The organism is Halobacillus andaensis, assembly GCF_014636475.1.
Taxonomy (GTDB): domain Bacteria; phylum Bacillota; class Bacilli; order Bacillales; family Halobacillaceae; genus Halobacillus_A; species Halobacillus_A andaensis.
Map to the genome: position 1 here is coordinate 261778 of NZ_BMEL01000003.1, position 22622 is coordinate 284399.

27 protein-coding genes, 1 pseudogene, 1 riboswitch and 1 other annotated feature are annotated in these 22622 nt (G+C 40.1%); of the genes and pseudogenes, 10 read left to right on the forward strand and 18 right to left on the reverse strand.

All coding sequences use genetic code 11. The annotated features are described in order from the left end of the window. Positions 1-170: 170 nt before the first annotated feature. Positions 171-388 (forward strand) — a binding site (T-box leader). A 41-nt stretch (positions 389-429) separates the two neighbouring features. The 5 genes from argS (at position 430) to IEV27_RS12665 (ending at position 5263) form a co-directional block, all read left to right on the forward strand. After that, positions 430-2112, forward strand: coding sequence for an arginine--tRNA ligase (gene argS / locus IEV27_RS12645; RefSeq protein ID WP_188377860.1), 1683 nt, complete (start codon positions 430-432; stop codon positions 2110-2112). A 10-nt stretch (positions 2113-2122) separates the two neighbouring features. Then, on the forward strand, positions 2123-2659 hold the full coding sequence (locus IEV27_RS12650) for a uridine kinase family protein (RefSeq protein WP_188377861.1): 537 nt from the start codon (positions 2123-2125) through the stop codon (positions 2657-2659). A 107-nt stretch (positions 2660-2766) separates the two neighbouring features. After that, the gene (locus IEV27_RS12655; protein WP_188377862.1) at positions 2767-4245 is read left to right on the forward strand and encodes an MDR family MFS transporter; all 1479 of its coding nucleotides are present in this window, start codon (positions 2767-2769) and stop codon (positions 4243-4245) included. A 152-nt stretch (positions 4246-4397) separates the two neighbouring features. After that, a complete protein-coding gene (locus tag IEV27_RS12660) occupies positions 4398-4634 on the forward strand; it encodes a hypothetical protein (RefSeq protein ID WP_188377863.1) in 237 nt (78 codons plus the stop codon). 107 nt (positions 4635-4741) lie between these two features. Continuing rightward, positions 4742-5263 carry a ribonuclease H-like YkuK family protein gene (locus IEV27_RS12665; RefSeq protein WP_188377864.1) on the forward strand — a complete coding sequence of 174 codons (522 nt, stop codon included), beginning with the start codon at positions 4742-4744 and terminating at the stop codon, positions 5261-5263. A 4-nt stretch (positions 5264-5267) separates the two neighbouring features. Here IEV27_RS12665 and IEV27_RS12670 read toward each other — a convergent pair whose 3' ends face one another. The 4 genes from IEV27_RS12670 to IEV27_RS12685 all read right to left on the reverse strand — a co-directional run bounded on the left by IEV27_RS12670 (position 5268) and on the right by IEV27_RS12685 (position 8509). Further along, the gene (locus IEV27_RS12670) at positions 5268-6164 is read right to left on the reverse strand and encodes a DMT family transporter (protein WP_188377865.1); all 897 of its coding nucleotides are present in this window, start codon (positions 6162-6164) and stop codon (positions 5268-5270) included. Between the two features lie 57 nt (positions 6165-6221). After that, entirely contained in the window at positions 6222-6875 is a 654-nt protein-coding gene (locus tag IEV27_RS12675) for a peroxiredoxin-like family protein (protein ID WP_188377866.1), read from the reverse strand. 69 nt (positions 6876-6944) lie between these two features. Beyond that, positions 6945-8036 (reverse strand): ethanolamine utilization protein EutH, encoded by a 1092-nt coding sequence (gene eutH / locus IEV27_RS12680; protein WP_188377867.1) that lies wholly within the window; start codon positions 8034-8036, stop codon positions 6945-6947. A 47-nt stretch (positions 8037-8083) separates the two neighbouring features. After that, positions 8084-8509 (reverse strand): hypothetical protein, encoded by a 426-nt coding sequence (locus tag IEV27_RS12685; RefSeq protein WP_188377868.1) that lies wholly within the window; start codon positions 8507-8509, stop codon positions 8084-8086. A gap of 121 nt (positions 8510-8630) precedes the next feature. Between IEV27_RS12685 and IEV27_RS12690 the strand changes: the two genes are divergently transcribed. The 3 genes from IEV27_RS12690 to IEV27_RS12700 all read left to right on the forward strand — a co-directional run bounded on the left by IEV27_RS12690 (position 8631) and on the right by IEV27_RS12700 (position 10811). Then, the gene (locus IEV27_RS12690) at positions 8631-9167 is read left to right on the forward strand and encodes a GNAT family N-acetyltransferase (RefSeq protein ID WP_188377869.1); all 537 of its coding nucleotides are present in this window, start codon (positions 8631-8633) and stop codon (positions 9165-9167) included. Positions 9168-9260: 93 nt separating this feature from the next. After that, on the forward strand, positions 9261-10262 hold the full coding sequence (gene sppA, locus IEV27_RS12695) for a signal peptide peptidase SppA (RefSeq protein WP_188377870.1): 1002 nt from the start codon (positions 9261-9263) through the stop codon (positions 10260-10262). A 12-nt stretch (positions 10263-10274) separates the two neighbouring features. Then, positions 10275-10811, forward strand: a complete 537-nt coding sequence (locus IEV27_RS12700; protein WP_188377871.1) for an RDD family protein — start codon at positions 10275-10277, stop codon at positions 10809-10811. Between the two features lie 53 nt (positions 10812-10864). On the opposite strand, the gene msrA is transcribed toward IEV27_RS12700, so the two are convergent. From msrA to ggt, 5 genes are all read right to left on the reverse strand, one after another. Further along, positions 10865-11338, reverse strand: coding sequence for a peptide-methionine (S)-S-oxide reductase MsrA (gene msrA, locus IEV27_RS12705; protein ID WP_188377872.1), 474 nt, complete (start codon positions 11336-11338; stop codon positions 10865-10867). A gap of 120 nt (positions 11339-11458) precedes the next feature. Continuing rightward, positions 11459-11581: riboswitch (SAM riboswitch) on the reverse strand. An 86-nt stretch (positions 11582-11667) separates the two neighbouring features. Beyond that, positions 11668-12366 (reverse strand): AIM24 family protein, encoded by a 699-nt coding sequence (locus IEV27_RS12710; RefSeq protein ID WP_188377873.1) that lies wholly within the window; start codon positions 12364-12366, stop codon positions 11668-11670. A gap of 74 nt (positions 12367-12440) precedes the next feature. Next, complete coding sequence (locus tag IEV27_RS12715; RefSeq protein ID WP_188377874.1) at positions 12441-12974, reverse strand: chromate transporter; 534 nt, start codon at positions 12972-12974, stop codon at positions 12441-12443. Then, positions 12971-13552, reverse strand: coding sequence for a chromate transporter (locus tag IEV27_RS12720; protein WP_188377875.1), 582 nt, complete (start codon positions 13550-13552; stop codon positions 12971-12973). The genes IEV27_RS12715 and IEV27_RS12720 overlap by 4 nt, the downstream gene beginning before the upstream one ends. Positions 13553-13569: 17 nt before the next feature. Next, complete coding sequence (gene ggt, locus IEV27_RS12725; RefSeq protein ID WP_188377876.1) at positions 13570-15183, reverse strand: gamma-glutamyltransferase; 1614 nt, start codon at positions 15181-15183, stop codon at positions 13570-13572. Positions 15184-15453: 270 nt separating this feature from the next. On the opposite strand from ggt, the gene IEV27_RS12730 reads away from it, so the two are divergent. Continuing rightward, positions 15454-15921: an Lrp/AsnC family transcriptional regulator gene (locus tag IEV27_RS12730; protein ID WP_188377877.1), complete on the forward strand. Its 468-nt coding sequence runs from the start codon at positions 15454-15456 to the stop codon at positions 15919-15921. 50 nt (positions 15922-15971) lie between these two features. Here IEV27_RS12730 and IEV27_RS12735 read toward each other — a convergent pair whose 3' ends face one another. The 7 genes and pseudogenes from IEV27_RS12735 to IEV27_RS12765 form a co-directional block, all read right to left on the reverse strand. After that, the gene (locus IEV27_RS12735) at positions 15972-16427 is read right to left on the reverse strand and encodes an NUDIX hydrolase (protein WP_188377878.1); all 456 of its coding nucleotides are present in this window, start codon (positions 16425-16427) and stop codon (positions 15972-15974) included. Between the two features lie 26 nt (positions 16428-16453). Beyond that, complete coding sequence (locus IEV27_RS12740; protein ID WP_188377879.1) at positions 16454-16888, reverse strand: GNAT family N-acetyltransferase; 435 nt, start codon at positions 16886-16888, stop codon at positions 16454-16456. A 248-nt stretch (positions 16889-17136) separates the two neighbouring features. Then, complete coding sequence (locus IEV27_RS12745; RefSeq protein WP_188377880.1) at positions 17137-17532, reverse strand: HIT family protein; 396 nt, start codon at positions 17530-17532, stop codon at positions 17137-17139. A 3-nt stretch (positions 17533-17535) separates the two neighbouring features. Next, a complete protein-coding gene (locus IEV27_RS12750) occupies positions 17536-17967 on the reverse strand; it encodes a GNAT family N-acetyltransferase (protein ID WP_188377881.1) in 432 nt (143 codons plus the stop codon). A 103-nt stretch (positions 17968-18070) separates the two neighbouring features. Beyond that, positions 18071-18450: pseudogene (locus tag IEV27_RS12755) on the reverse strand (hotdog family protein). 110 nt (positions 18451-18560) lie between these two features. Continuing rightward, a complete protein-coding gene (locus IEV27_RS12760; RefSeq protein ID WP_188377882.1) occupies positions 18561-18842 on the reverse strand; it encodes a hypothetical protein in 282 nt (93 codons plus the stop codon). A gap of 162 nt (positions 18843-19004) precedes the next feature. Further along, on the reverse strand, positions 19005-19274 hold the full coding sequence (locus IEV27_RS12765; RefSeq protein ID WP_188377883.1) for a hypothetical protein: 270 nt from the start codon (positions 19272-19274) through the stop codon (positions 19005-19007). 164 nt (positions 19275-19438) lie between these two features. On the opposite strand from IEV27_RS12765, the gene IEV27_RS12770 reads away from it, so the two are divergent. After that, a complete protein-coding gene (locus IEV27_RS12770; protein WP_188377884.1) occupies positions 19439-20401 on the forward strand; it encodes a bile acid:sodium symporter family protein in 963 nt (320 codons plus the stop codon). Positions 20402-20547: 146 nt separating this feature from the next. On the opposite strand, the gene IEV27_RS12775 is transcribed toward IEV27_RS12770, so the two are convergent. Both IEV27_RS12775 and IEV27_RS12780 read right to left on the reverse strand, forming a co-directional pair. Further along, positions 20548-21237, reverse strand: coding sequence for a YqcI/YcgG family protein (locus tag IEV27_RS12775; protein ID WP_188378255.1), 690 nt, complete (start codon positions 21235-21237; stop codon positions 20548-20550). A 135-nt stretch (positions 21238-21372) separates the two neighbouring features. Continuing rightward, positions 21373-22614, reverse strand: a complete 1242-nt coding sequence (locus tag IEV27_RS12780) for a dicarboxylate/amino acid:cation symporter (RefSeq protein ID WP_188377885.1) — start codon at positions 22612-22614, stop codon at positions 21373-21375. Between the last annotated feature and the right edge of the window lie 8 nt (positions 22615-22622).

Consider the following 22622-nt stretch of genomic DNA (forward strand, 5'->3'; position numbering starts at 1 on the left):
TATTCTTAAAATAAACGTACGTACCTGCTAAAATAATTTAAAATGGCCTTCCATATCCAATCCCAGTCCATTGGCAGCCCTCCACTGCCATTATTCTAACTCGATACTTCTTTTATATTCAGAATACATGTTGCAATCCCTTTCCCACTCCGCTATAATTTTTTCAATACCTAAATTCAGTGATAAAGAGAGTAACTTATGATTTCCTCTGCAGCGATTCAGGGACGGTGGGAGCCTGGAAGACGAACATAAGTGAACCGGACTTTTAAGGAGCCTGTCTGAACGAACAGCAGTAGGACATGGCCGGGGATGACCCCCGTTATCAACTTCGAGTGGCTAAGATTGTAGCTATAAGAGTGGTACCGCGAGCAAACACCTCGTCTCTTCTTGAGATGGGGTGTTTTTTTATATTTTGAGGAGGAATGAGCCATGGAAAAACACGTACTTGCCTTGCAGCTGTCCCATATTCTCGGAGAAAAACTCACACGAGATTGGATCTATGAAAACATTGAAGTCCCGAAGAAGGAAAAAATGGGCGACTTGGCGTTCCCTTGTTTCAAGCTCGCACCAGCCTTTCGTAAATCGCCTCAAGAATTAGCGAGAGAACTTGCCCCACAATTGAAACACGATTTATTTGAGTGCGTTCAACCTGTCAGTGGATACATCAACATTTTTCTCAACCAGGAATTTACGACTGAACATACACTAAAGCAGATTCTTACTGAACGAGCGAGCTATGGAAAGCATAGCTTTGGTGAAGGGAAAACGGTTGTTATCGATTTGTCTGCTCCAAACATTGCTAAGCCTTTTTCAATGGGGCACCTTCGCTCCACCGTTATTGGTAACGCACTTGCTAATCTAGCAGAACATTGCGGGTATGAAACGGTAAAAATTAATTATATTGGAGATTATGGCACACAATTTGGCAAACTGCTGGCAGCCTACAAAATGTGGGGAAACGAAGAACGTGTAAAATCCAATCCAATCGCCGAGCTTACTAAGATCTATGTAAGATTTCACGAAGAAGCAAAAGAGGACCCAGAGTTAATTGAAGAAGGGCGTGGCTGGTTTAAGAAATTAGAACAGGGGGACGAAGAAGCTCTTACATTGTGGAAATGGTTTAAAGATGCATCACTTGAGGAATTCGATAAAATTTATCAGATGCTCGGTGTTGAATTCGATCTTACACGTGGTGAAGCATACTATAACGATAAAATGGTGGCCACCGTTGACTTACTTAAAGAACACCAATTATTAGCGGAGTCCAAGGGGGCCCAGGTGGTCCGTTTAGATGAGGAAGGGCTCCCCCCTTGTTTAATTAAGAAAAGTGATGGCACTAGCATTTATGCTACTCGTGATTTAACAGCTGCAATCGATCGTTATCAAAGCTATTCTTTTGATGAAGCTCTTTATGTAGTAGGTCATGAACAATCGCTGCATTTTCAGCAGATCAAGCACGTACTTGGCAAGCTCCACTTCCCATGGGCTCGAGATGTAAAGCACATCTCATTTGGAATGATGCTGCAAAACGGATCAAAAATGTCAACGAGAAGAGGCAAAACAATTTTATTGAAAAATGTACTAAAAGAAGCTATCCAACAGGCCAAAATCAATATTGAAGAGAAGAATCCCGGGTTAGAAAATAAAGAAGAGGCAGCACGTCAGGTCGGGGTAGGGTCTGTTATATTTCACGATTTAAAACATGATCGCCGTAATGATGTCGAATTCTCACTTAGTGACATGCTTACCTTTGAAGGGAATACGGCTCCTTATTTACAGTATGCCTTCGTTCGTGCCCATTCGATTTTACAAAAGGGAGCGTTTGATCCTCATCAAGCTGAGACTCACCTTAATGATGAAAAAGCTTGGCCGTTAATAAAACAGCTGCGAGCATTTCCACAAATTGTGGAAGTGGCTTACAAGGAGTACGATCCAAGTAAGGTGGCGAAATACTTACTCGAACTCGCTCGCTTATTCAATCAATACTATACTCACACGAAGATTCTTCAAGGCGAACAGCTGCAAAAGAAATTAACGCTTGTATACGGCTTCTCTATCGTTATAAAAGAAGGACTTCATTTGCTTGGCATTGAGGCCCCCGAAAAAATGTAGGAGGATTGATATGAACGAACTCCCTCACTTTAATCAGACACTAACTCTAATCGGTATTGACGGATGCGGTGGCTCAGGCAAAAGTACACTTGCTGAAGAGCTCTCTAACGACCATTCACACTCCACGATTATTCACATGGATGATTTTTATTTACCCTCCGCACAGAGAAATCGCTCCGCTCTTGTTGGAAGCGATTTTGACTGGGAGCGTGTATTAAAGCAAGTTATCATTCCGATTAAGCAAGGGAAAGGCGCTCACTATCAGCGGTATGACTGGGACCTTGACCAATTAGCTGAGTGGCACACATTTCATCCAGAAGGGATCGTTATTATTGAAGGCTGCTATAGTACTCGTGATGAATTAAGAGAGTATTATGATTTTTCCATTTGGGTCGATTGTCCGAGAGAGCAGCGGCTAGCCCGTGGATTGGAACGGGACGGTGAAGCAGCCATCAATTTTTGGCAGCAGTGGATGGAGGAAGAAGATCGTTATATAAAAGAGCAGCTTCCTCAATTAAAAGTAGATCGAAGAGTGAAAGGTTATTAGTTTGCGTCCTACACCCTTCTTAAAAAAACTTGAGCAAAATCTTCATACCTACCTATCCTTTCCTATATAATGATCTATTGTGAACACAAAAAAAGGAGATTACATATATGGAAGGAAATCATTTTAAAGAAACGTACGAGTTTTTAGCTGATGACCCTGACTTCAGCGTAAAGCCCGTGATGTTTTCACTTATCATTGGCGCTTTTTTCGCCATTCTTAACGAAACATTACTTAACATTGCCTTGACGACCCTTATGGGCGTGTTTGATATTAACCCGTCTACTGTTCAATGGATGGTCACAGGCTTTATGTTAATTATGGGGATATTAATTCCGGTGTCCGCTTTTATGCTGCAGACGTTTACGACGAGGCAAATGTTCCTTGGAACGATGACTGTATTTACCTTGGGAACGATCATCTGTGCGCTCGCTCCTACGTTTACTGTTTTACTCGCTGGGCGTCTCATTCAGGCAGTCGGTACTGGATTATTAATCCCTATTATTTTCAATACCTTCTTACTCATTTTCCCGCCGGCTAGACGCGGTGCGGTCATGGGAATGATTGGGCTTGTGATTATGTTTGCTCCAGCTATTGGTCCGACACTCTCTGGAATTATTGTCGAGCATTTAGGGTGGAGGTACTTATTCATCACCGTCATCCCATTCGCCCTCTTCTCTATTCTTTTTGCCTATAAATATTTAAGAAATGTAGGAGAAGTGACAAAACCTAAAGCAGATATTTTTTCTATCATTCTTTCCACCGCAGGATTTGGAGGAATCGTATTGGGCTTTAGTTTTGCTGGTGAAGGTGAAGCGGGTTTTCTTGAACCAAAAGTATATAGTTTCATTTTAGTCGGAGTAGCAGCTTTAATTATTTTTACTAGACGCCAATTAAAGCTCGAAGATCCATTACTCGATCTCCGAGTGTTCAAGTACCCCATGTATTCAATCGCACTTGTGATGTTTATTATTGTTATGATGTCTATGTTTTCTTCGGAAATTATTTTACCTATGTTCATGCAGGGACCGTTAGCATTAACGGCGGCAACAGCCGGACTCATCCTATTGCCAGGTGCGTTACTCAACGGTCTGATGTCTCCTATCATGGGGAAACTTTTTGATAAGTTTGGTCCAAGAAAATTAATTATTCCGGCTGCCGCAGTTTTAACAGCCACTATGTTTTCACTCAGTCAAGTTAGTGAGAATACGTCGATCTACGTCATTATTATCAGTTACATGCTGCTCATGTTATCTGTGTCAGCCATTATGATGCCCGCGCAAACAAACGGTTTAAATCAACTGCCGAAGCGCCTCTATCCTCACGGCACAGCTATTATGAACACACTTCAGCCTGTATCCGGAGCGATTGGCGTTTCCGTATTTATTAGCATTATGACAGCGAGACAGGAAGCTGAATTGCAGCAAATGGGTAACCCTGCTTCGGAGGAAGCTTTAACTCAAGCTACCGTAGCAGGAGTGGAACTCGTTTACTTTGTCGCATTTGCTGTTGCCCTTGCCGGGTTGGTCCTTTCTCTTTTCATAAAAAGAGCACGTCCTGCAGACGTATCTGAAGACTCTGCTTCTTAAATTTCAGCTCTGTTCTAGGCGGCGGAATGGGAGAACCATTCCCCAGTCAGAAAGATCAACAGCATCAATTAACAGAGCCTATATTTTCATAGAACGACATGAACGTGATAAACTTTAGGTAAAGATGCCAAGTGTTAAAGGAGGCGAATGCTGTGTACCCACTTTACTATGCCATCATTGTACTTGTATGTATTATAGCCTCCATTGGCACCATTCAAGTGGCTCGTGAGATGTCTAAGAGAGAGAAAGATGAAAACTCTCCTGAAGCTGACTTAACCAGCTTAAAGCAAGAACGGCCTGTGAAAGACTCGAGTGTCCGGCTGTTAACTTGGATTTACACGATTACATTTATTATTACCATTTTGCTCATATGGATTTTCATTTTTTAAAGACGGCCTGCGCCGTCTTTTTTTATTATTGAAAAACACGGGAATAGTAAAGGTGAATAGAATATAAAAAATGGGATTAACAGCCCTGGTTGAAAAGAGGACCCAAAATGGAACCTATGCTTTTTCAAAATTTATCCCATCCACAAATGGATTTCGAGGAAGTATTTGCACATATTACGTCTTTTATGAAAGAAGAGCCTTTAGGGCGTTACAAATTAATGCTAGGTACAGATTCTCAAATTCACTCTGATCATACTCTTTTTATTACAGGAATTGTGATTCACCGTGTTGGAAAAGGAGCATGGGCTTGCTATCATAAAGAAATTGTTCCCCGAGCAATGAAGGTGTTACATGAACGGATTTCTTATGAAACGAGTCTCACAGTTGATGTAGCATCCTATTTCACGAAAGAAAAAATTGACCAGCTGATTGAAATTGTCCTCCCTCACATTTACCAAAACGCCAGCTTTACAATTGAAGGACACATCGATATTGGTGCAGGGGAACGGAACCGTACACGCGCTTACGTAAATGAAATGGTGGCAAGAATCGAATCACTGGGATTTGAACCGAAAATAAAACCAGAATCAATTACGGCAAGCAGTTACGCCAATAAGTACACGAAATAATGGTTTAAGCCGCAGCTTGTTGAATACTTCTACGAGGTTTACGCGTCGCTAAATACACCCCAGCAAAAATGATCACGAGTCCTAAAACAATGTTTTTCGTAATTGGTTCATCAAGTAATACGTACCCCCATACCATTGCAGTGACCGGAATAATGTAAGTCACTGATGTTGCAAACTCCGCACTTCCATTCTTAACCATATAGTAAAACAATAAGTGGGCAAAGCCGGAACCAAAGCACCCTAACCCAATGATAGAGAGCCACACAAGAGGACGACTAAGAACATCTTCATTAATGACGGAAACGGAGTTGGTCAGAACCATACCTGCTAATCCAAAAAGAGCAGCAACAAGCAAGGAACATGTGGTAACGAGAAGGATAGATGTCTCCTGTAAATGTTTTTTAGTATATTGAGAAGCAACACCATACGAAATAGTTGCTAAAATCATCGTACCTATGCCGATAAAGCTTTCACTAAAAAGATCAAAAATATTAAAATCCATTAAAACTAATATCCCAACGAACCCGAGGACAATCCCTACCCATTGTCTTCGCTTTAAAAGAATGGAAAAAAACATAAAACCTACAAGCCCTGTACAAATTGGGGTTAAAGCATTCATAACGGCAGCCGTACTGCTATGTATTTCCGTTTCACTCCATGCAATTAATCCCCAAGGCAGTCCAGCATTAAATACTCCCACAAAGAAAAGGGCTTTCCATGGAAGAGGTCCTTTTAATTCTTTTCTCTTTATCCATAAGAACGGCAGTAAAACGAGGGCACCGGCGAAACACCTAAAAAAGACGGTCCCCCATACCCCAATAGGATCGAGCAGCCATTTGATAAACACAAAGGATAATCCCCATATAAAGCTTAGACCAATTAATGCACTGTATAATTTCATCGGTGGACACCTCTTATCCTAAGAAAACACACCCTCCTCTGAAGGGTGTGCCTTTCATCATCTATTCGTTTTCTTCAATACTTCTAGTACTTCCGAAGGCTCGGCTCGATCTTTGTAATCGGCTTTCGTATATTCATAGACGATCGTTCCGTTTCTGTCTATAACATACGTAGCAGCTACAGGAAGTTCCCACGTGTCATCCCCGTTATGCTTATCCACATCTAGCCCTTTTTCTTTATAAATGTCAACAAGGTAGTCCGGGACCGGGTATACGAGTTGATACTCACGAGCCACTTTGTTTCCCACATCGCTTAACACATGAAAACTCAGCTCATTTTTCTGCGCTGTACTAAGGGAGTAATCCGGAGTTTGCGGACTAATGGCGATAAGCTCACCGCCTGCATCATGAATTTCATTTAAAATTTGTTGATACTCCCTTAATTCCATATTGCAGTAAGGGCACCATCCTCCGCGATAAAACGTTACAATCACTGGCCCAATATCGAGTTGATTAGATAGGTTAATCGAGTTTCCATTAGGATCGGGAAGAGTAAAATCTGGAGCTTGGTCTCCTTCTTTTAATCCTTCACCGTCATCCGAACTTTTTAATTCATCAATAGCGTTTTTCATTTTCTTTTGGACATCGTCAGGGGTCGCTTCTTTAAACTTTTGCAAGTACTCATTGTAGCGTTCCTTCATTTCAGTCTTCATATGAAAAACTCCTTTATTGGTGTATAGACTAAGTATAAGTGATAAAAGGACAAGTTTGAAGAAAAGCGCTTATTCAGCTTGTTGGTTAGTGGGCATGGTCGTCCACCAAGCAATCCAGACAGCCAGCACCCCTGCCACTAATTTCCCTGTTACAACCGCTACAATTAACTCCTTTTCCACCCCAGCCACAAATCCGATATGGCTCCCAAAAGCAAAAGCCCCGCTCACTGCAAATGCGGCATTCATTACTTTTCCTTTAGGGTTCATATCTTTCATCGTAGCAAACATAGGCAAATGATGAGCTAAAGAGGCAATAAAGCCAGTCACCGACGGCGAATTGATTCCTAATCGAACGCTCAATCGGTCCCAAAGCTTCGTTCCTTTTTGATTAATAAAAGCAACCAAGGGATAGGCCCCAGCCAAGGTAATCGTTATTCTTCCAACTATTTCAATTCCTTCATTTAATGGAGCCATTCCAGGAATAACTGTAATATCAGTTAACGTTTCGATAATGATCATAACCAATCCAAACATAATGATGATTTCTATACCTCTTCCAAACTTCGAAAATAGTACAATGGTAAGAGAAGTGAATTTCCATAAGCCTATGCCAATGATGACAGCTAAAATGGCAGCAGGAATTAAATTTTGAATCATCCATACCCATTCGTAACCTGCTACAGCACCACCAGTTAAACAACCAATAGGTACCGTCATCATACCGATTAATATACCTTTAGCAAAATAGCTTCGATCCCTTTTTTGAACAATAGTCAAAGCGATTGGAAGCGTAAATACCAATGTCGGTCCCATCATCGTTCCTAAAAAAGCCCACGAAAATACCGCGGCATCTTCATCTGATGCTAACGCTTCTGATAACGGATAAGCCCCCATATCAATGGCTAGCAGCATAGAAGCGAACATCGCTGGATCAGCGCCCATCCATTCAAAAATAGGAGTGACAAGAGGATAGAGACCACCGGAAATGACGGGAGCTAGTGAGATGATTCCTACCATCGCTAAAGCCAGGGGGCCCATCATTAAAAAAGCCTCGTGAAAGCGATCACCGAGACTTAAACGATTGTCAAGAAGGGTGTAATCCACGGCCCCTAACACCATAAAGGCAGCCATAAGAATAAGTATCATATCATTGATCCACATACGGATTTCTCCCCCGTTTCCGTCCACAACCTTAAATGGTGAAAGAATTAAAAGCTAATATCGACTAAGTGATTCATTTCATTAAGTAACTCCGGATGCTTTTCAACCGATTGATAGCTAACAGTACCTGACTGCTCCGCGTTTTCAGGCATTAAAAACGTACCATCTTCTATTACGGCAAAACTGAAATCAGATTCGGACCCAGAAGAAAGGTCTCCTTCATCAGAAAAGCTGTACGTATACGTGTCTTGTGTATTCATTTTATTTTTTATTTCACTTTCATCGCTTTTTTTTATTTCCATCCCGTCGAGCTTCTCAAGTAACTCTTTATTTATTTCTTTCTCTTGCCTTACTGCAGTTTGTTCTTCCGTTGTTCGATTATCTTCCACTTTTTGAATATACAACGTTTCCGAAACTTTCTCACTTCCAATATCGACTTTGTCTGTCTCATTTCCACAAGCACTAAGAACCATCACAAACATCATTAAAAGTATATAATAGTATCGAATAGTTTACCTACTTTCTTTTATTTATCTATCATCCATTTAAAATGGTAAACTTTCAATCCGTCAAGTATAGAAAGGAGAATGCATGATGATCAAACTGGAATACTTTACGAAACAGGATTATGACACGCTTCTTCAATGGGTAGAATCTCCTTCCTTTTTACTGCAATGGGCAGGGCCAACCTTTTCTTACCCCTTAAGCGATGATCAACTAGATAAGTACATAAAAGAAGCCAATCAGGTTAATGGCTCTTTGCTTATTTTTAAAGCTGTGGAGGAATCAAGCAATCGGCCAATCGGTCATATTGGGTTAAAAAATATTGATTACTATAACCGTTCGGCACGCGTCGGTAAAGTGTTAGTCAGTAAGGAAGCACGAGGAAGAGGAATAGGGCTTATCATGATGGAGGAAATCTTAAAGATCGCTTTTGATGAATTAAACTTAAATAAAGTGACTTTAGGAGTGTTTGATTTTAATAAACCTGCTATTCAAACGTATAAGAAAGCTGGCTTTCAAATTGATGGGTTACTTCGAGATCATCGAAGATTCGAAGAAGAGTACTGGAACTTATATGAGATGAGTATTTTACATTCTGAATGGAAAGCAAACTCTAGAATTTCATAGAATTTACACCATGATCTTTTGAGTAACTATATATTAATTACCTAAAATTTGCTAAGCTAGTGGTTCAAAGCAATTAAGAAAGGATAGATAGATATGAAAAAACGTTTGATCGCCATTGGGATTGCTTCCGCTTTATTAATTATTGCGATCCTCATTCAAAGCATTAGTTTTTTAACTTCTAGTACGTTTACAGAGTCTTCACAAGGATTGTTTGGAGGAGACAGCGATAATGAGGGACCCAGAGAAGAGGTTATAGAAGAAGGCTCCTCTTCTGAGCGAATAGCACGCTTATCCGTAGAAGGGACAATAATGAGCGGTCAAGGCTCTAACCCTTTTATGGGAGAAGGATATAACCATGAAGCTTTACTCGAACAATTAGAAGTGATAAAAGAAGACTCTAGCATTAATGGAGTATTGCTTTACGTGAACTCCCCAGGTGGAGGAGTTTTTGAAAGTGCGGAACTTCATGACAAGCTAAATGAATTAAAGGAAGAAGATAAATCTCTATACGTTTCTATGGGCGGCATGGCTGCTTCTGGGGGTTATTACATATCAGCTCCAGCGGATCAAATCTATGCATCTGAAGAAACATTCACAGGTTCCTTAGGCGTCATAATGCAAAGTGTTAATTACGAAGAACTGGCTGATGAGTATGGTGTTAAATTCAACACCATTAAAAGCGGGGAATTTAAAGATATTATGAGCCCCACTAAAGAAATGACAGAGGAAGACCGCGAGATTTTACAAACGTTAGTAGATGAATCCTATCAAGGTTTTGTCGATGTAATCAGTGAAGGTCGTGACATGCCTGAAGATGAAGTGATTGAAATTGCAGATGGCCGCATTTATTCTGGTCAGCAAGCATTAGATAATGGATTAATTGACAACATCGGTTTTGAAGAAGATGCGTTAGCAGCACTTAAAGAAGAAATCGGCGGCAATCCTGAAGTGATTGAATATCATCCAAGTGGAGAAACGTTGTTCGGTATTCCATTTGATGTGAAAAGCTTTCTGCCTACAAGTGAAGTGAAATGGATTAACGAAATGATCGAGAAACGTCAAGGTCCAAGATTAATGTACATGTATTCTGAGTAAAGGAGGGATTAGATGGATACAGTAGAACCCACCCATCAGCCGAATCACTTAAATCAAGCTGTTGCATCAAACCTTAACGAAATCCACCGCATTGTATATGCTGGTTTTGTTCCACGCTTTTTTGCTTATATTATTGATTTAATCGTGATTTGGAGTATCAATTCAATCATTACACGTCCGCTTTTAAGAGTAACCAACCTATCCGAAGCAAAGCTTTGGATTGACCTTCTAAGTGCCGCGAACATCACTCAATCTATTGTGTTTTTTCTTTATTTCGTATTAATGACCTTCTTTTTCCGGGCCACACTAGGAAAAATGATTCTAGGCTTGTCAGTAGAACCATTAAAAGGAGAGCACTTAACGAAAGGACAAATTATCTTTAGAGAGTTTGTGGGACGTTATATAAGTATGGCTGTTTTAGGTCTTCCTTATCTCGTTGTCATCTTCACGAGAAAGCATCAAGGGATCCACGACCTATTTGCCGATACTTCTGTAATCAAAGACAGAATGAAGAAGTTAAATCGAGAAATTGAATCTTCTGTAGATTAAAACATAAAAATCCGCTTCCTTTATTGAAAGGAAGCGGATTATTTATAATTAGATCAGCCTATGCCGCAAGCGAAGGAACCATTCTTCTGAGCATACTTTTGATGGTATTCTTCCGCCTCATAGAAATCGCGAGCAGGTGTAACTTCAGTTACGATTCTACGTTTAAAAATTCCTTTATTTGTCCACTGCTGAATTTTCTCCTCAGCAATTGCTTTTTCAGCTTCATCTTGATAAAAGATAGCGGAACGATATTGATGGCCAACATCAATTCCTTGCTTATTTTTAGTCGTAGGGTCATGGGCTTCAAAAAAGATATTAACCAGACCGCCATACGTAATCACTTCTGGGTCATATTCAACACGGATCGCTTCCGCATGACCAGTTGTTCCTGTTTTTACTTGTTCGTAGGTTGGGTTTTCAACGTGGCCACCCGTGTAACCTACTCGTGTATGTGTAATTCCTTCGAAACGCTCGAAGAAAGCTTCAACTCCCCAAAAACATCCTGCTCCAAAAATTGCTGTCGCCATTTGTCATCTTCCCTTTCCATTAACGCAACTTCCACCTAAGAGAGTTTGACGGTTCAAGCTACCAAAAAACCCCTTTTCTTATCCAGTATAAGAAAAGGGGTCGTAATTTTCCGTACGATCCTCTCATCTTCTAGAGTGAAATAAACACTCTACAGGAATTGGCACCGTTCTCGTCAATCCTTAGATTGATTCGATGGTTGCCGGGCATCAAAGGGCCAGTCCCTCCGCCTCTCTGGATAAGAAGTTTCCGTTATAATTTTAAGTTATTTTATATAATACAATGTTTCAATCTCGAAGTAAAGGCGAATGCTTCATTTTTTTAGAAAAAATTATGAAGATCCATTTCCGGTTGTCATTACCTCTTCAAACGGCTGCACAATTACAAAGCCTTCTCCTTTAAACTCCATCTGAATAGACTCACCGCTCCCACGCCCAATAAACGTCTTCAGGCTTACATCGGTACGAAATTCAGGCTTTAAATGTCCTGACCAAGCTACCGTTGCATTTGGATCCGTAATGACAGGCTCCCCTGGTCGTACAAGCAAAGTTAATGGCTCATAGTGAGAAGTAATCGCCACCCTTCCTCGGCCCTCTAACGTCACGTTGAACAGTCCGCCTGACACCATTCCAGCTACTTTTTTCATTAATTTAATATCCCATGATATGCCAGGCTCAAAGGCAAGAAGATCGTTCCCGTTAACCGTGATGGATTCATTATTCAAATCAAAGATGGTAACCTTTTTCCCTTGATCAGCTAAGTATAGACGACCTTTTCCGGCTGCCTTCATCAGAGAACTGCCCTCGCCCGAGAAGGCTTTCTTAAACATTTTCCCAACACCATGTTCCAATATACCTTCCCGTTCAAACTTAATAGAACCATTATAGGAAATCATCGATCCTGCTTTGGCCCATACTTGATCAGAAAGGTTTACTTCTAATATACGCTCTGTTTCCAGTTCAAAGAACTCATTTTCTGCTTCATCCTGCTTGGTTTTTCTTATGAATTCATCAATCGAATAATTGCTCACTATCTCTCCCCTTTCCTGTCTCGTCCTTATTGTATACGAGAAAGAGGGTATAAATGATTCATTACGTTAAACATTCACCCTCCTAGAAAAAGGGCACCATATAAAAGCGAGCCAGCAATGACAAAAGCCGGGTGTACTTTTACTCGCTCAAGTAAAACATAGCTCACTATTATTAAAAAAACAGTTTGCACAATACCTGCGGATCCATAAGAAGTTTCAAAGAATTGATAAGCCATTACCCCGAGTAGAATAGCGATAACAGGACGAATAAAAGAGGTCATTGCTTTCACACGTGGTGAACCTTTAAATTTATTCAGAAGGCTTAATAGCGCAATCATTAAAATAAGAGAAGGAGCAACGGTAGCAAACACTCCGATAAATGCTCCTAAAATGCCGGCTTGTTCATACCCTATAAACCCCGCCATTTTTGTGGCAATCGGCCCGGGCAGAGCATTAGCGACGGCAAGCATTTCACTGAATTCGTTTACCGACATCCACTCAAATCGGCCGACTACTTCATTTTCGACTAAGGGAATAGAAGCTGGGCCACCACCGTATCCCACCACTCCTGGGATAAAGAACGCTACGAAAATTTGCCAATAGATCATTTAGAGACCTCCTTACTGTGATACTCATCTCGATCCGTTCCCTTTTTACTCATTGGACGAAGAAGAGCAAATAGTAAGAGGACTAAAATAACAAGCCCCGGGTGTACACCGCCACCTTCTATTAACAATAGTGAAGCGGTTCCGATCAACAGCGTCACCCAAACTCCAAGGTTTTGTTTAGATTTTTTGACAAAGTCAAAGGCTAGGACAGCCAACATAACTCCCACTACCGGAACAACGGCTTGTGTCATTCCATTCACCCATGATAATTCCCGAAAGTTATTTAGAAAGGATAGCAAAATAATTAAAACAGCAATTGTTGGAAGTATAGTAGCTAAAACAGCATTCATCATTCCTGTGAAACCTGAAACACGATAGCCTATATAACCAGCCATTTTAGTAGCAATTGGACCTGGAAGAGAATTTCCAAGTGCTAAAACATCAGCAAACTCATCGTCCGTCATCCACTTATATTTCTCTACGACTTCTTTATGTACGAGAGGGATAGAAGACGGCCCTCCACCATATCCAAAGATTCCTACTCTAAAAAATGCAAGGAAGAGATTCCATTGCTGCAACCTTCTCACTCCCTTCCTTAATACGCTGATATCGTTCCATCTGTTCTAGATTCAGTTCCACCAAATAAAACACCTGTATTCTCATCTCTTAAGATCATCTGACCTCTTCCAAAACCATCCCCATTTAACTGAACTTCAATTTCATGACCTTTTCTATAAAGGGCTTGTGCGATATGCGAAGGAAAGTCAGGTTCGACATAAACCGTCTTCTCTTTCATCCATTGCCAGCGCGGAGCATCTAAAGCGGCTTGAGGATTCAAGTTAAAATCAATTGTATTCATAATGACTTGCATATGCCCTTGCGGCTGCATAAAGCCTCCCATGACACCAAATGGTCCCACAGCTTTATTATCCTTCGTTAAGAAACCAGGAATTATGGTATGATAGGATCGTTTATTGCCACCCAAAGCATTCACATGGTTTGGATCCATCGAGAAGTTATGCCCACGGTTTTGCAGCGAGATCCCTGTACCTGGTATAACCACTCCTGCCCCAAATCCCATATAATTACTTTGGATAAATGAGACCATATTGCCTTCCTCATCAGCCGCAGCTAAATAGACGGTCCCCCCTTTAGGTGGTACTCCTGCTTCAGGAACTAGTGCTTCTTCTCCTATCAATGCCCTGCGCTCTTGGGCATAATGAGAACTTAACAATTGATCAACTTCTACGTTCATATGATTAGCATCAGCAATAAACTTCTGACCGTCTGCAAATGCCAACTTCATCGCTTCTATTTGGCAATGATAAGTGGTTACATCTTCTTTATGCAGGTGATTAAATCCATTCATAATGTTTAAGGCAGACAATGCTACCAATCCTTGACCATTAGGAGGAATCTCCCAAACGTCATACCCTCTATAGTTTACGGAAATGGGGTCTACCCATTCTGGTTTAAAATTTATTAAATCCTCTTTTCTTATGTACCCATTATGCTTCCTCGAAAAGGCATCTATTTTATCGGCCAACTCTCCATGATAAAATGCTTCAGCATTAGATTCAGCAATTTTTCTTAACGTGTCGGCATGGTTTTGCGATTTCCATAGCTCTCCTATTCTTGGAGCCTTACCCTTAGGAGCAAATGTCTCGAACCAATGTTCGAACTCTTCGCCTTTTAACTCAGTTTTAAATTTCTCTACTCCAGTATGCCAAAACTTCCCTAAAACTGGAGAAACAGGGAATCCATTATTAGCGTAATCAATGGCTGGAGCTAATACTTCTGTTAAGGGCAGCTTTCCAAATCGTCTAGATAGCTCAGCCCATGCCCCAGGAGCCCCCGGAACCGTAACAGGAGTTAATCCATATTTAGGAATAGCTTCATAACCACGGGATCGTAAATCATCTATGGAAATAGAAGAAGGCGAATGACCACTGCTATTTAATCCATAAAGCTTATCTTTAACCCAAACAAGAGCGAAAGCATCACCGCCAATTCCATTTGATGTAGGTTCCACAACCGTAAGAGCAGCAGCAGTAGCAATCGCAGCATCGATCGCGTTTCCACCTTTCTTCAGCATATCCAGCCCTGCCTGAGAAGCTAAGGGCTGGGAAGTAGCAACCATTCCCTTCTTAGAGATTGTTGACATTCGCTGTGCTTTATAAGGGTGGTATAAATAGTCGTTTTTTTTCATTTACTGACAACCTTTCTTCCCAATAATTAATGGTGCTGTTTCGCTGTATCATTTTACTTTAAGTTACTTCAAAAGAATATAATTATCGTTCGTTAATCTAAATGGAATTTTAAATTAACATTCGTTATAATTTAATTATAAGTGAATGTTCTAAATATTTAAAGAGTTAATTACACCAACACCAAGTTTGATCCCCTATTTTCTTCATGCTACTATTTTGGTACGTACCAGTGCCAGAACGAATTTACCCCACTAAGATAGGTGGTTATTATGGAAAAAAGCCAAAGGTTAAAAATTGACGACACAGATAAAGAAATACTGGAACTTTTAATTGAAGACGGAAGATTATCTTACGCGGACATCGGGAAAGAAATAGACCTTTCTCGCGTGGCCGTCCGGTCACGAGTGAATCAACTGATCGAGCGTGGCATTATCGAAAAGTTTACAGCTGTAGTTAACAGCGAAAAAGTAGGTAAAGAAGTATCGGCTTTTTTTGAAGTCGATTGCGAACCTAGAGCTCTGGTCGATGTTGCAGAAAATTTGGCAAATAACCCTTATGTGGCAAGCTGTTATCAAATGACGGGTCCTAGCACTCTGCATATGCATGTGCTTGTTAGTGATTTTACGGAATTAGAATCATTTGTGAATAACGAATTATACGCATTAGAGGGCATCACCCGGGTGGAAAGCCATATTTTACTGAGACGCTTTAAGAGTAGAAGTGGTTTAAAATTATAAAAAGGCAAGGTCTCAAATTGAGACCTTGCCTTTTTATATGGAAATAACCTTTACTTTACTTTCTTCAATACATCTTGAATCATCTTTCTGTGACTGCCGATCATGTTTTCCGGGAGTTGGTCTTCTGAAAAAAATTGACATTGATACGATTCTTCTTCATTTGCTATCACGTGACCTTCATAATCCCCCGTGTAGTACGCTGCTGTAACAGAGTAAAATTCGTCTCCATTTTTAGCGACGGTGAAAAATTCCTCTCCTGAGTAAACATCGATTAGCTCTAAGTTTTTAACTTGTAAATTTGTTTCTTCAAAGACTTCTCGCTTGGCTGCGTCCTCCGTAGATTCACCCAACTCCATAAGACCTCCAGGAAGGCCCCAAACTCCTTCAGGAAACGTGCGCTGCTGTAGCAGCATTTGCTTTTGCTCATTAAAAATAACTACAATGGCTCCCACAAGAATTAATGGACGATGCCCTACTAATCTTCTTAAATCTTCTACATACCCCAAAAAACGACCTTCCTTCTTAGCTGGTGTTACAATGTTTTCTTTAATGTATAAAAGTTTGTGCCAGGGAAGTAGTCTTTGATTTCTCCTACCACTTTATAACCATTAGCTACGTAGAATTTTTTCGTTCTTTGCTCAAAGGTTGTCAGCATGGCGTAATCAGCGCCTCGTTTCCTGGCCATATTCTCTACAGTTCGCAGCAATTCTGTCCCAATTCCCTGGCCTCTATACTGCTCGTACACCCAACAATCATTAATTTCAAGCCAATTCCAGTACAGTTCAGAAGAAATTCCACCCACCCATTTTTGTTCTTCATTTGAGACCATCATATTAATGGGTTGAACAGATTCTTTATTTTTTGCTATATAGGTCGGATACTCTTCTTTACACTGTTCTAGCTTTTGGTAAATAAAATTAGAAAACTCCCCTCGCCCTTCCATATCAATTGTCACATTATAGTTCACTTTTTTTCTGTCACCTCTAATTAAATGTAATGGAATAATTTATGTCGAACCCATGATGACTTCAACCACAAAAGATATTTTAGCATAAATAGGAAATCTTTAGAACTTTTATCCATTTTAATATAGGGAAATGTTTATCAATTATACCCTATGAAGTTAGACGACTAGCCTTATGAAAAAGTTTTACCGTTCACCAAAAAAATTGTTTTTTTCTCAATTTTCAATGAATAGGTTTCTACACAAAAAATTTATCTTTCCACCCTTTTATTCTCAGGCTGTTTTATCCAATATCGAATCCCTTTTCCAGCATAGGGTTCATCAGCAAACCTTGGGATGACATGCAGGTGAGCATGCGGGATCGATTGTCCACCTACTTCCCCAGTATTCCAGCCAACACTATACCCTTCTGTGGAATGAAGATGATCTAATCTTTGTTTTGCTTTTAGAAGTAAGTCACGGGAGTCTTCCCACTCTTGATTAGATAAAGCAAATACATTCACTTTATGTGCTTTAGGGATGATTAATCCGCTCCCTGCTAACACTTCCTGCTCTGTAGCTTTTTGAATAAAATAACAGGTTTCATTTTCTTCTATAATCGATTGTTCCTCGTCATTTAATACGTTACAGAACACGCACTCTTTCATTCTTTACCTCTCCAAATCTTTTTTAAATACAAAGCTTACTCGTTCATAGTTCATTTTTTGTTCGTAAAAACGATGAGCATTTTCACGTTGAAGACCCGAAGAAAGGGCTACTTTTTCATAGCCTTCTTCTGTCGCCCACTGATGAACAAATGATAATAATTTTTCACCATTCCCTAATGATCGTTTATCTTCTCGTGCCACTAAATCACAAACCCAAACAAACCGACCATAATAAAGAGTAATCATAGGCTTAAAACCAATGACTGCAACTATCTCTTCCCCTATAAATAACCCAAACAATCGGTACATGTCTTTTTCTTTCGCTTCTTTGACTAAAGCAACATATTCTTCTTCGTCCAGATGATTTCTCAGCTGATTCATCACAGGAAATGCAGCCCTTATTTGGTGATCCTTTTGCAACTCTCGTATTTCCATCCTAATAATTCCCCTTAATTTAAATATAAAATCTATCACTTGATCATATTATTAATCTTTAGATTAGTCACGCCCTGTGTTACCCCAACTGAAAGACTCCTAGTTAACGATCTTTAATGGTTCCATAACTTGATCCTGACATTACCTCTTCATTCTCTTGATTTCTATAAACTGTACTCATCTCAACTTTTTTAACTCCATCACCTTGTTCTATGTGCTCAATGATTAATTCACATGTAATTTGCTCACCAGTAAAAACCGGGCGAAAAAATTCATTGTTCATTTTTCTAGCAATGTAATTTAAATCCCGCCTATTTTAGTTGCTATACTAGCCGTAATCAGCCCCTGCACCATCAATCGACCACGTTGATCGCGCTCGACGTGATGGCGTCCTTGGTCCCCACTCATTTCGCCAAACTGCAGCACTTCGTCTTCCGTGAAATTCCGCTCCCAACGATAAACATCTCCAACCGTTACATTCATGGACTCCCTCCAGTTTGAATGATCATTCATTCATTATATGAATATACTAAAATTTCCCGCAAAACAGCTACTACTATTTTACAGGAAAGTTCAGTAAATTCAAGATAAGCTTATATCATCCCTATTATAAAGGCTAAAAAGATGGCAAAAGGAATAACAAAAGTAATTGTATTTATCGCTTGCAATGTGCTTAACCCTCTACTCACAGTGGTGCGTCTTCTCTGCTGTCCCCTTATAAAATGAAACGACAGAAACGATAAAAATGGAACAAAAAAACCCAGACCACCTTGCTTATGAGACAACGCTCCCACGATTTCCAACATTAAAATGCTAAGTAAAATCATGTTCGTAAAAAATATGGCAATAGGGATAAGATACGAACGAATAATCAAGAAGCTCCCTCCTTCTTCTCTAAGTTGTGATTTCTAATAGAAGTATGTACCATATTCCACCTAGTTCTATCCACTTTATCACAGGTTTTAGAAGAATGACGATTACGATTACTTTACAAAATATTAAAACCAACCTATACGCTAGGTTGGTTTTAATTTTCTTTATTGATGATTTGTGAATTTTTGATACCTGCGTTCGTTTATCCACCACGTAATTAAACCGAAGAAGATCCCGCCGATTACTGCAATAATAACCTTCTCTATAATGATAGAACTCGTAACTCCATCCCCGAAAAACGTATCCATCATGATCGAGAATAATAGAAAAATTGTACCGTACGCTACAATTCCATAATAACCAATGTATTTCATTTTTCCCATTTCACGAGTTTTCTTCCATCGTTCATTTACTAACTTTTGTCTTTCGTTCATTCTTATCCCTCCCCATAAAATTCTCTCATGATCCTATGAAAAAATAAATATATGGTTATCAAAAGATTGTGAACTTCTTTTCATTTTTTTCTCTCCACCACGCCTTCCTTTTGTCTGAAAATAACGTATAATCTGAAATTATATTTACATCAAGGAGGTTCACAATGAGAACATTAGACAGAATAAGCAGTTTTGTAGGAAGTACTTTTGCTATATGGGTATTATTGTTTGCGGTCTTATCATTTATCTTTCCATCAGGTTTTACCTGGATCGCTCCTTATATCGTTCCCTTACTTGGGATCATCATGTTTGGAATGGGATTAACCTTATCAAAGCAGGATTTTAAAGAAGTTTTTCGCCGTCCGAAAGATGTAGCGGTAGGAGTAGGCGCTCAGTTTATAATCATGCCTTTGCTTGCATTTTTGCTCGTCACTATTTTACCTGTTTCTCCAGAAGTAGCCGTAGGAGTTATTTTAGTGGGGTGCTGTCCAGGTGGCACAGCGTCTAATGTAATGACTTACCTATCAAAAGGAGATACAGCTTTATCTGTTGCTATAACTTCTGTTTCAACTCTGTTGGCACCAATTGTTACTCCAGCACTTATGCTGTTGTTTGCTAGTCAATGGCTTCCTGTATCAGCCATGGATATGTTCTTTTCTATCGTAAACGTCGTTCTTATCCCAATTATCTTAGGATTAATCGTACGTGCTGTGCTTGGGTCTAAAGTAGAAGCTGGGATTAAATCTGTTCCACTAATCTCTGTTGTTGCCATCGTAGCTATTGTGGCAGCAGTGATCGGCGCAAACCAGCAGCAAATCATGGAAACGGGACTCGTTATCTTTGCCATCGTCGTATTGCATAATATCCTCGGCTACTTCACAGGCTACGGATTAGGAAAATTATTCAAAATGGGACCAGCTAAACAACAAGCTGTATCTATAGAAGTCGGGATGCAAAATTCCGGACTTGGAGCGTCGTTAGCATCGGTTCATTTTAACCCCGTTGCAGCTGTTCCTAGCGCCATTTTCAGTGTGTGGCATAACATTTCAGGACCAATCATCGCAACCATTTATCGAAAGAGACAAGAAAAACAGCAATCATCCAAACCTGTTCATAAAGCTTCATAGATAAAAAGAGGCCGGGACAAAACTGAATAAAGCATAAAATCATCCGAACGATTCTATTAAAATCAGTTCGGATGATTTAGGTTCAGGAAAAGATTTTTTACCATCGCTCCGTCAAAATACATCGCTTTACGTGGGCACGGCCTCTTTTATTTATGCTTAAACGGACATTGACCACGAATAGGTTCAACGTCATCTCCAATAAAGTACTGTTTCCACTCTCGATGGTCCGGATCACCATAGTGGCTAATATTCGGATGCTTCGGCAGTTGGTCCCATTTCTCCACCCGCTCTCTTACTTTCTCTCGTGACATGATGCCGCCATCTGAAGTCCCTTCTAATCCTTCAAAAATACGCCTTGGTTGAAAACCTAAGACCAGGCTGTTTCCTAAGTCCCTTGTCTTTCTCTGTTTATAGGCGGGCGCATTTCCAAAAGCAAAAAATGGTTCCCCTGCAAACGAGAAGGCCCATAGATGATGGTCAGGATCTGTCGGGTAATCTTTTGGCCAAGGCTTGTGATCATGGTTATGTAAGTACTGCAAGATTTCCCAGAAATAGTCTCTGTAATAAGGGATCGATTTTACATGCTTTTCTGGTTCTACAAATAAAAAAAATCCGTGCCTGATCATTCGCTTTTGCTCATCAAATAAACGGATGAACGATTCTATCGTATCAGGGAGATGATCCCAATTATGGTGAGTAATATAGGAATAACTTAGCTCTCCGCGTTTCTCCGCTGACATGCCGAAATAGCAAGGAAAGGTTTTATCAGTTACGATATCACGGAAGGTTTCATACTCTCTCGTCACCCAATGAGGGACTTTTTCTGTATTTGTCATATCTTCTTTCGTGAACAGAAAACTCAACGGAACATTCACCTCTCTAGCTCATAATATTTCTTTTATACCCTGCCACTATTTTTGAAAAACAGAAGATAAAAAGGAGCTTACTTCAAATAAGTAAGCTCCTTATCATTATACAGGTTTTTCTACTGTAGGATGGGGGTCCTCTTTATTTTTTTCTGACTTGTCAATCGCAACGGCACAAGCTGCATCTCCTGTAATGTTTACCGCTGTACGAGCCATGTCAAGTACACGGTCAATTCCCAGAATAAGGGCAATGCCCTCAACAGGAAGAGAAACTTGACTTAATACCATTGCCAGCATGATTAATCCGACACCTGGTACACCAGCGGTACCGATGCTTGCGAGAACCGCAGTTAATACAACCATAATTAATTGAGCAAATGATAACTCACTGCCGTACACTTGAGCAATAAATAATGTAGCTACCCCCTGCATAATCGCGGTACCATCCATATTAACGGTGGCGCCTAACGGCTGTACAAAACTGCTCACCGGTTTTGATACGCCGAGTCGCTCCTGTGCTGTCTTCATAGAAATAGGGAGTACAGCACTACTGCTTGACGTACTGAACGCCACGGTCATTGCAGGGACGAAGTTTTTGAAGAAAAAGATTGGATTCATCTTCCCTATGAAATAAACAATAGACCCATAGAAAAGAGCACCATGAATAACTAATCCAGCAAGGACGAGGACCATGTAGGCAAACATCGCTTTCATGCCATCAATTCCCATTTCGCCAATGGCAGAAGCAAGTAACCCAAAAGCACCATATGGAGCAAAACGCATGATTAAGTTAACAAGCCACATCATAATTTCATTACCCTGCTCAATCAAGTTGAATATACCAGCTGTTTTCTGACCAAGCATGGCTAAAGCCAATCCTATAAAAATGGCGAACGTGATGATTTGCAGCATATTTTCTTCTGCCATAGATTGCAGCGGGTTCTCCGGAATAATGTTCGTAAATGTATCGACTACACCTGGTGCTTCTTCCTCCTGCTCATAATTAGCACCTGATGTATCTATGTTCGCATTACCTGGCTCAAATACGAAGGCTAAAAGCAAAGCGATCGAAATGGCAACGGTTGTTGATATTAAGAAGAAACCTATCGTTTTTCCACCGATTCTCCCCAGCTTCTTTGGATCACCTAATGAAGCTGTCCCAAGCGTAATGGAAAAGAACACAATCGGAACAACAAGCATTTTAATTAAGTTAAGAAAAATAGTTCCTAATGGATCAAATAAATACGTATCTAATCGAGTAAATAGATCTGGTGAAGTAAGGTTTAAAACTAAACCAATAACGGCACCTAAAATTAAACCTATGAATATTTTAATCGTTAAGTTCATTTAACTTT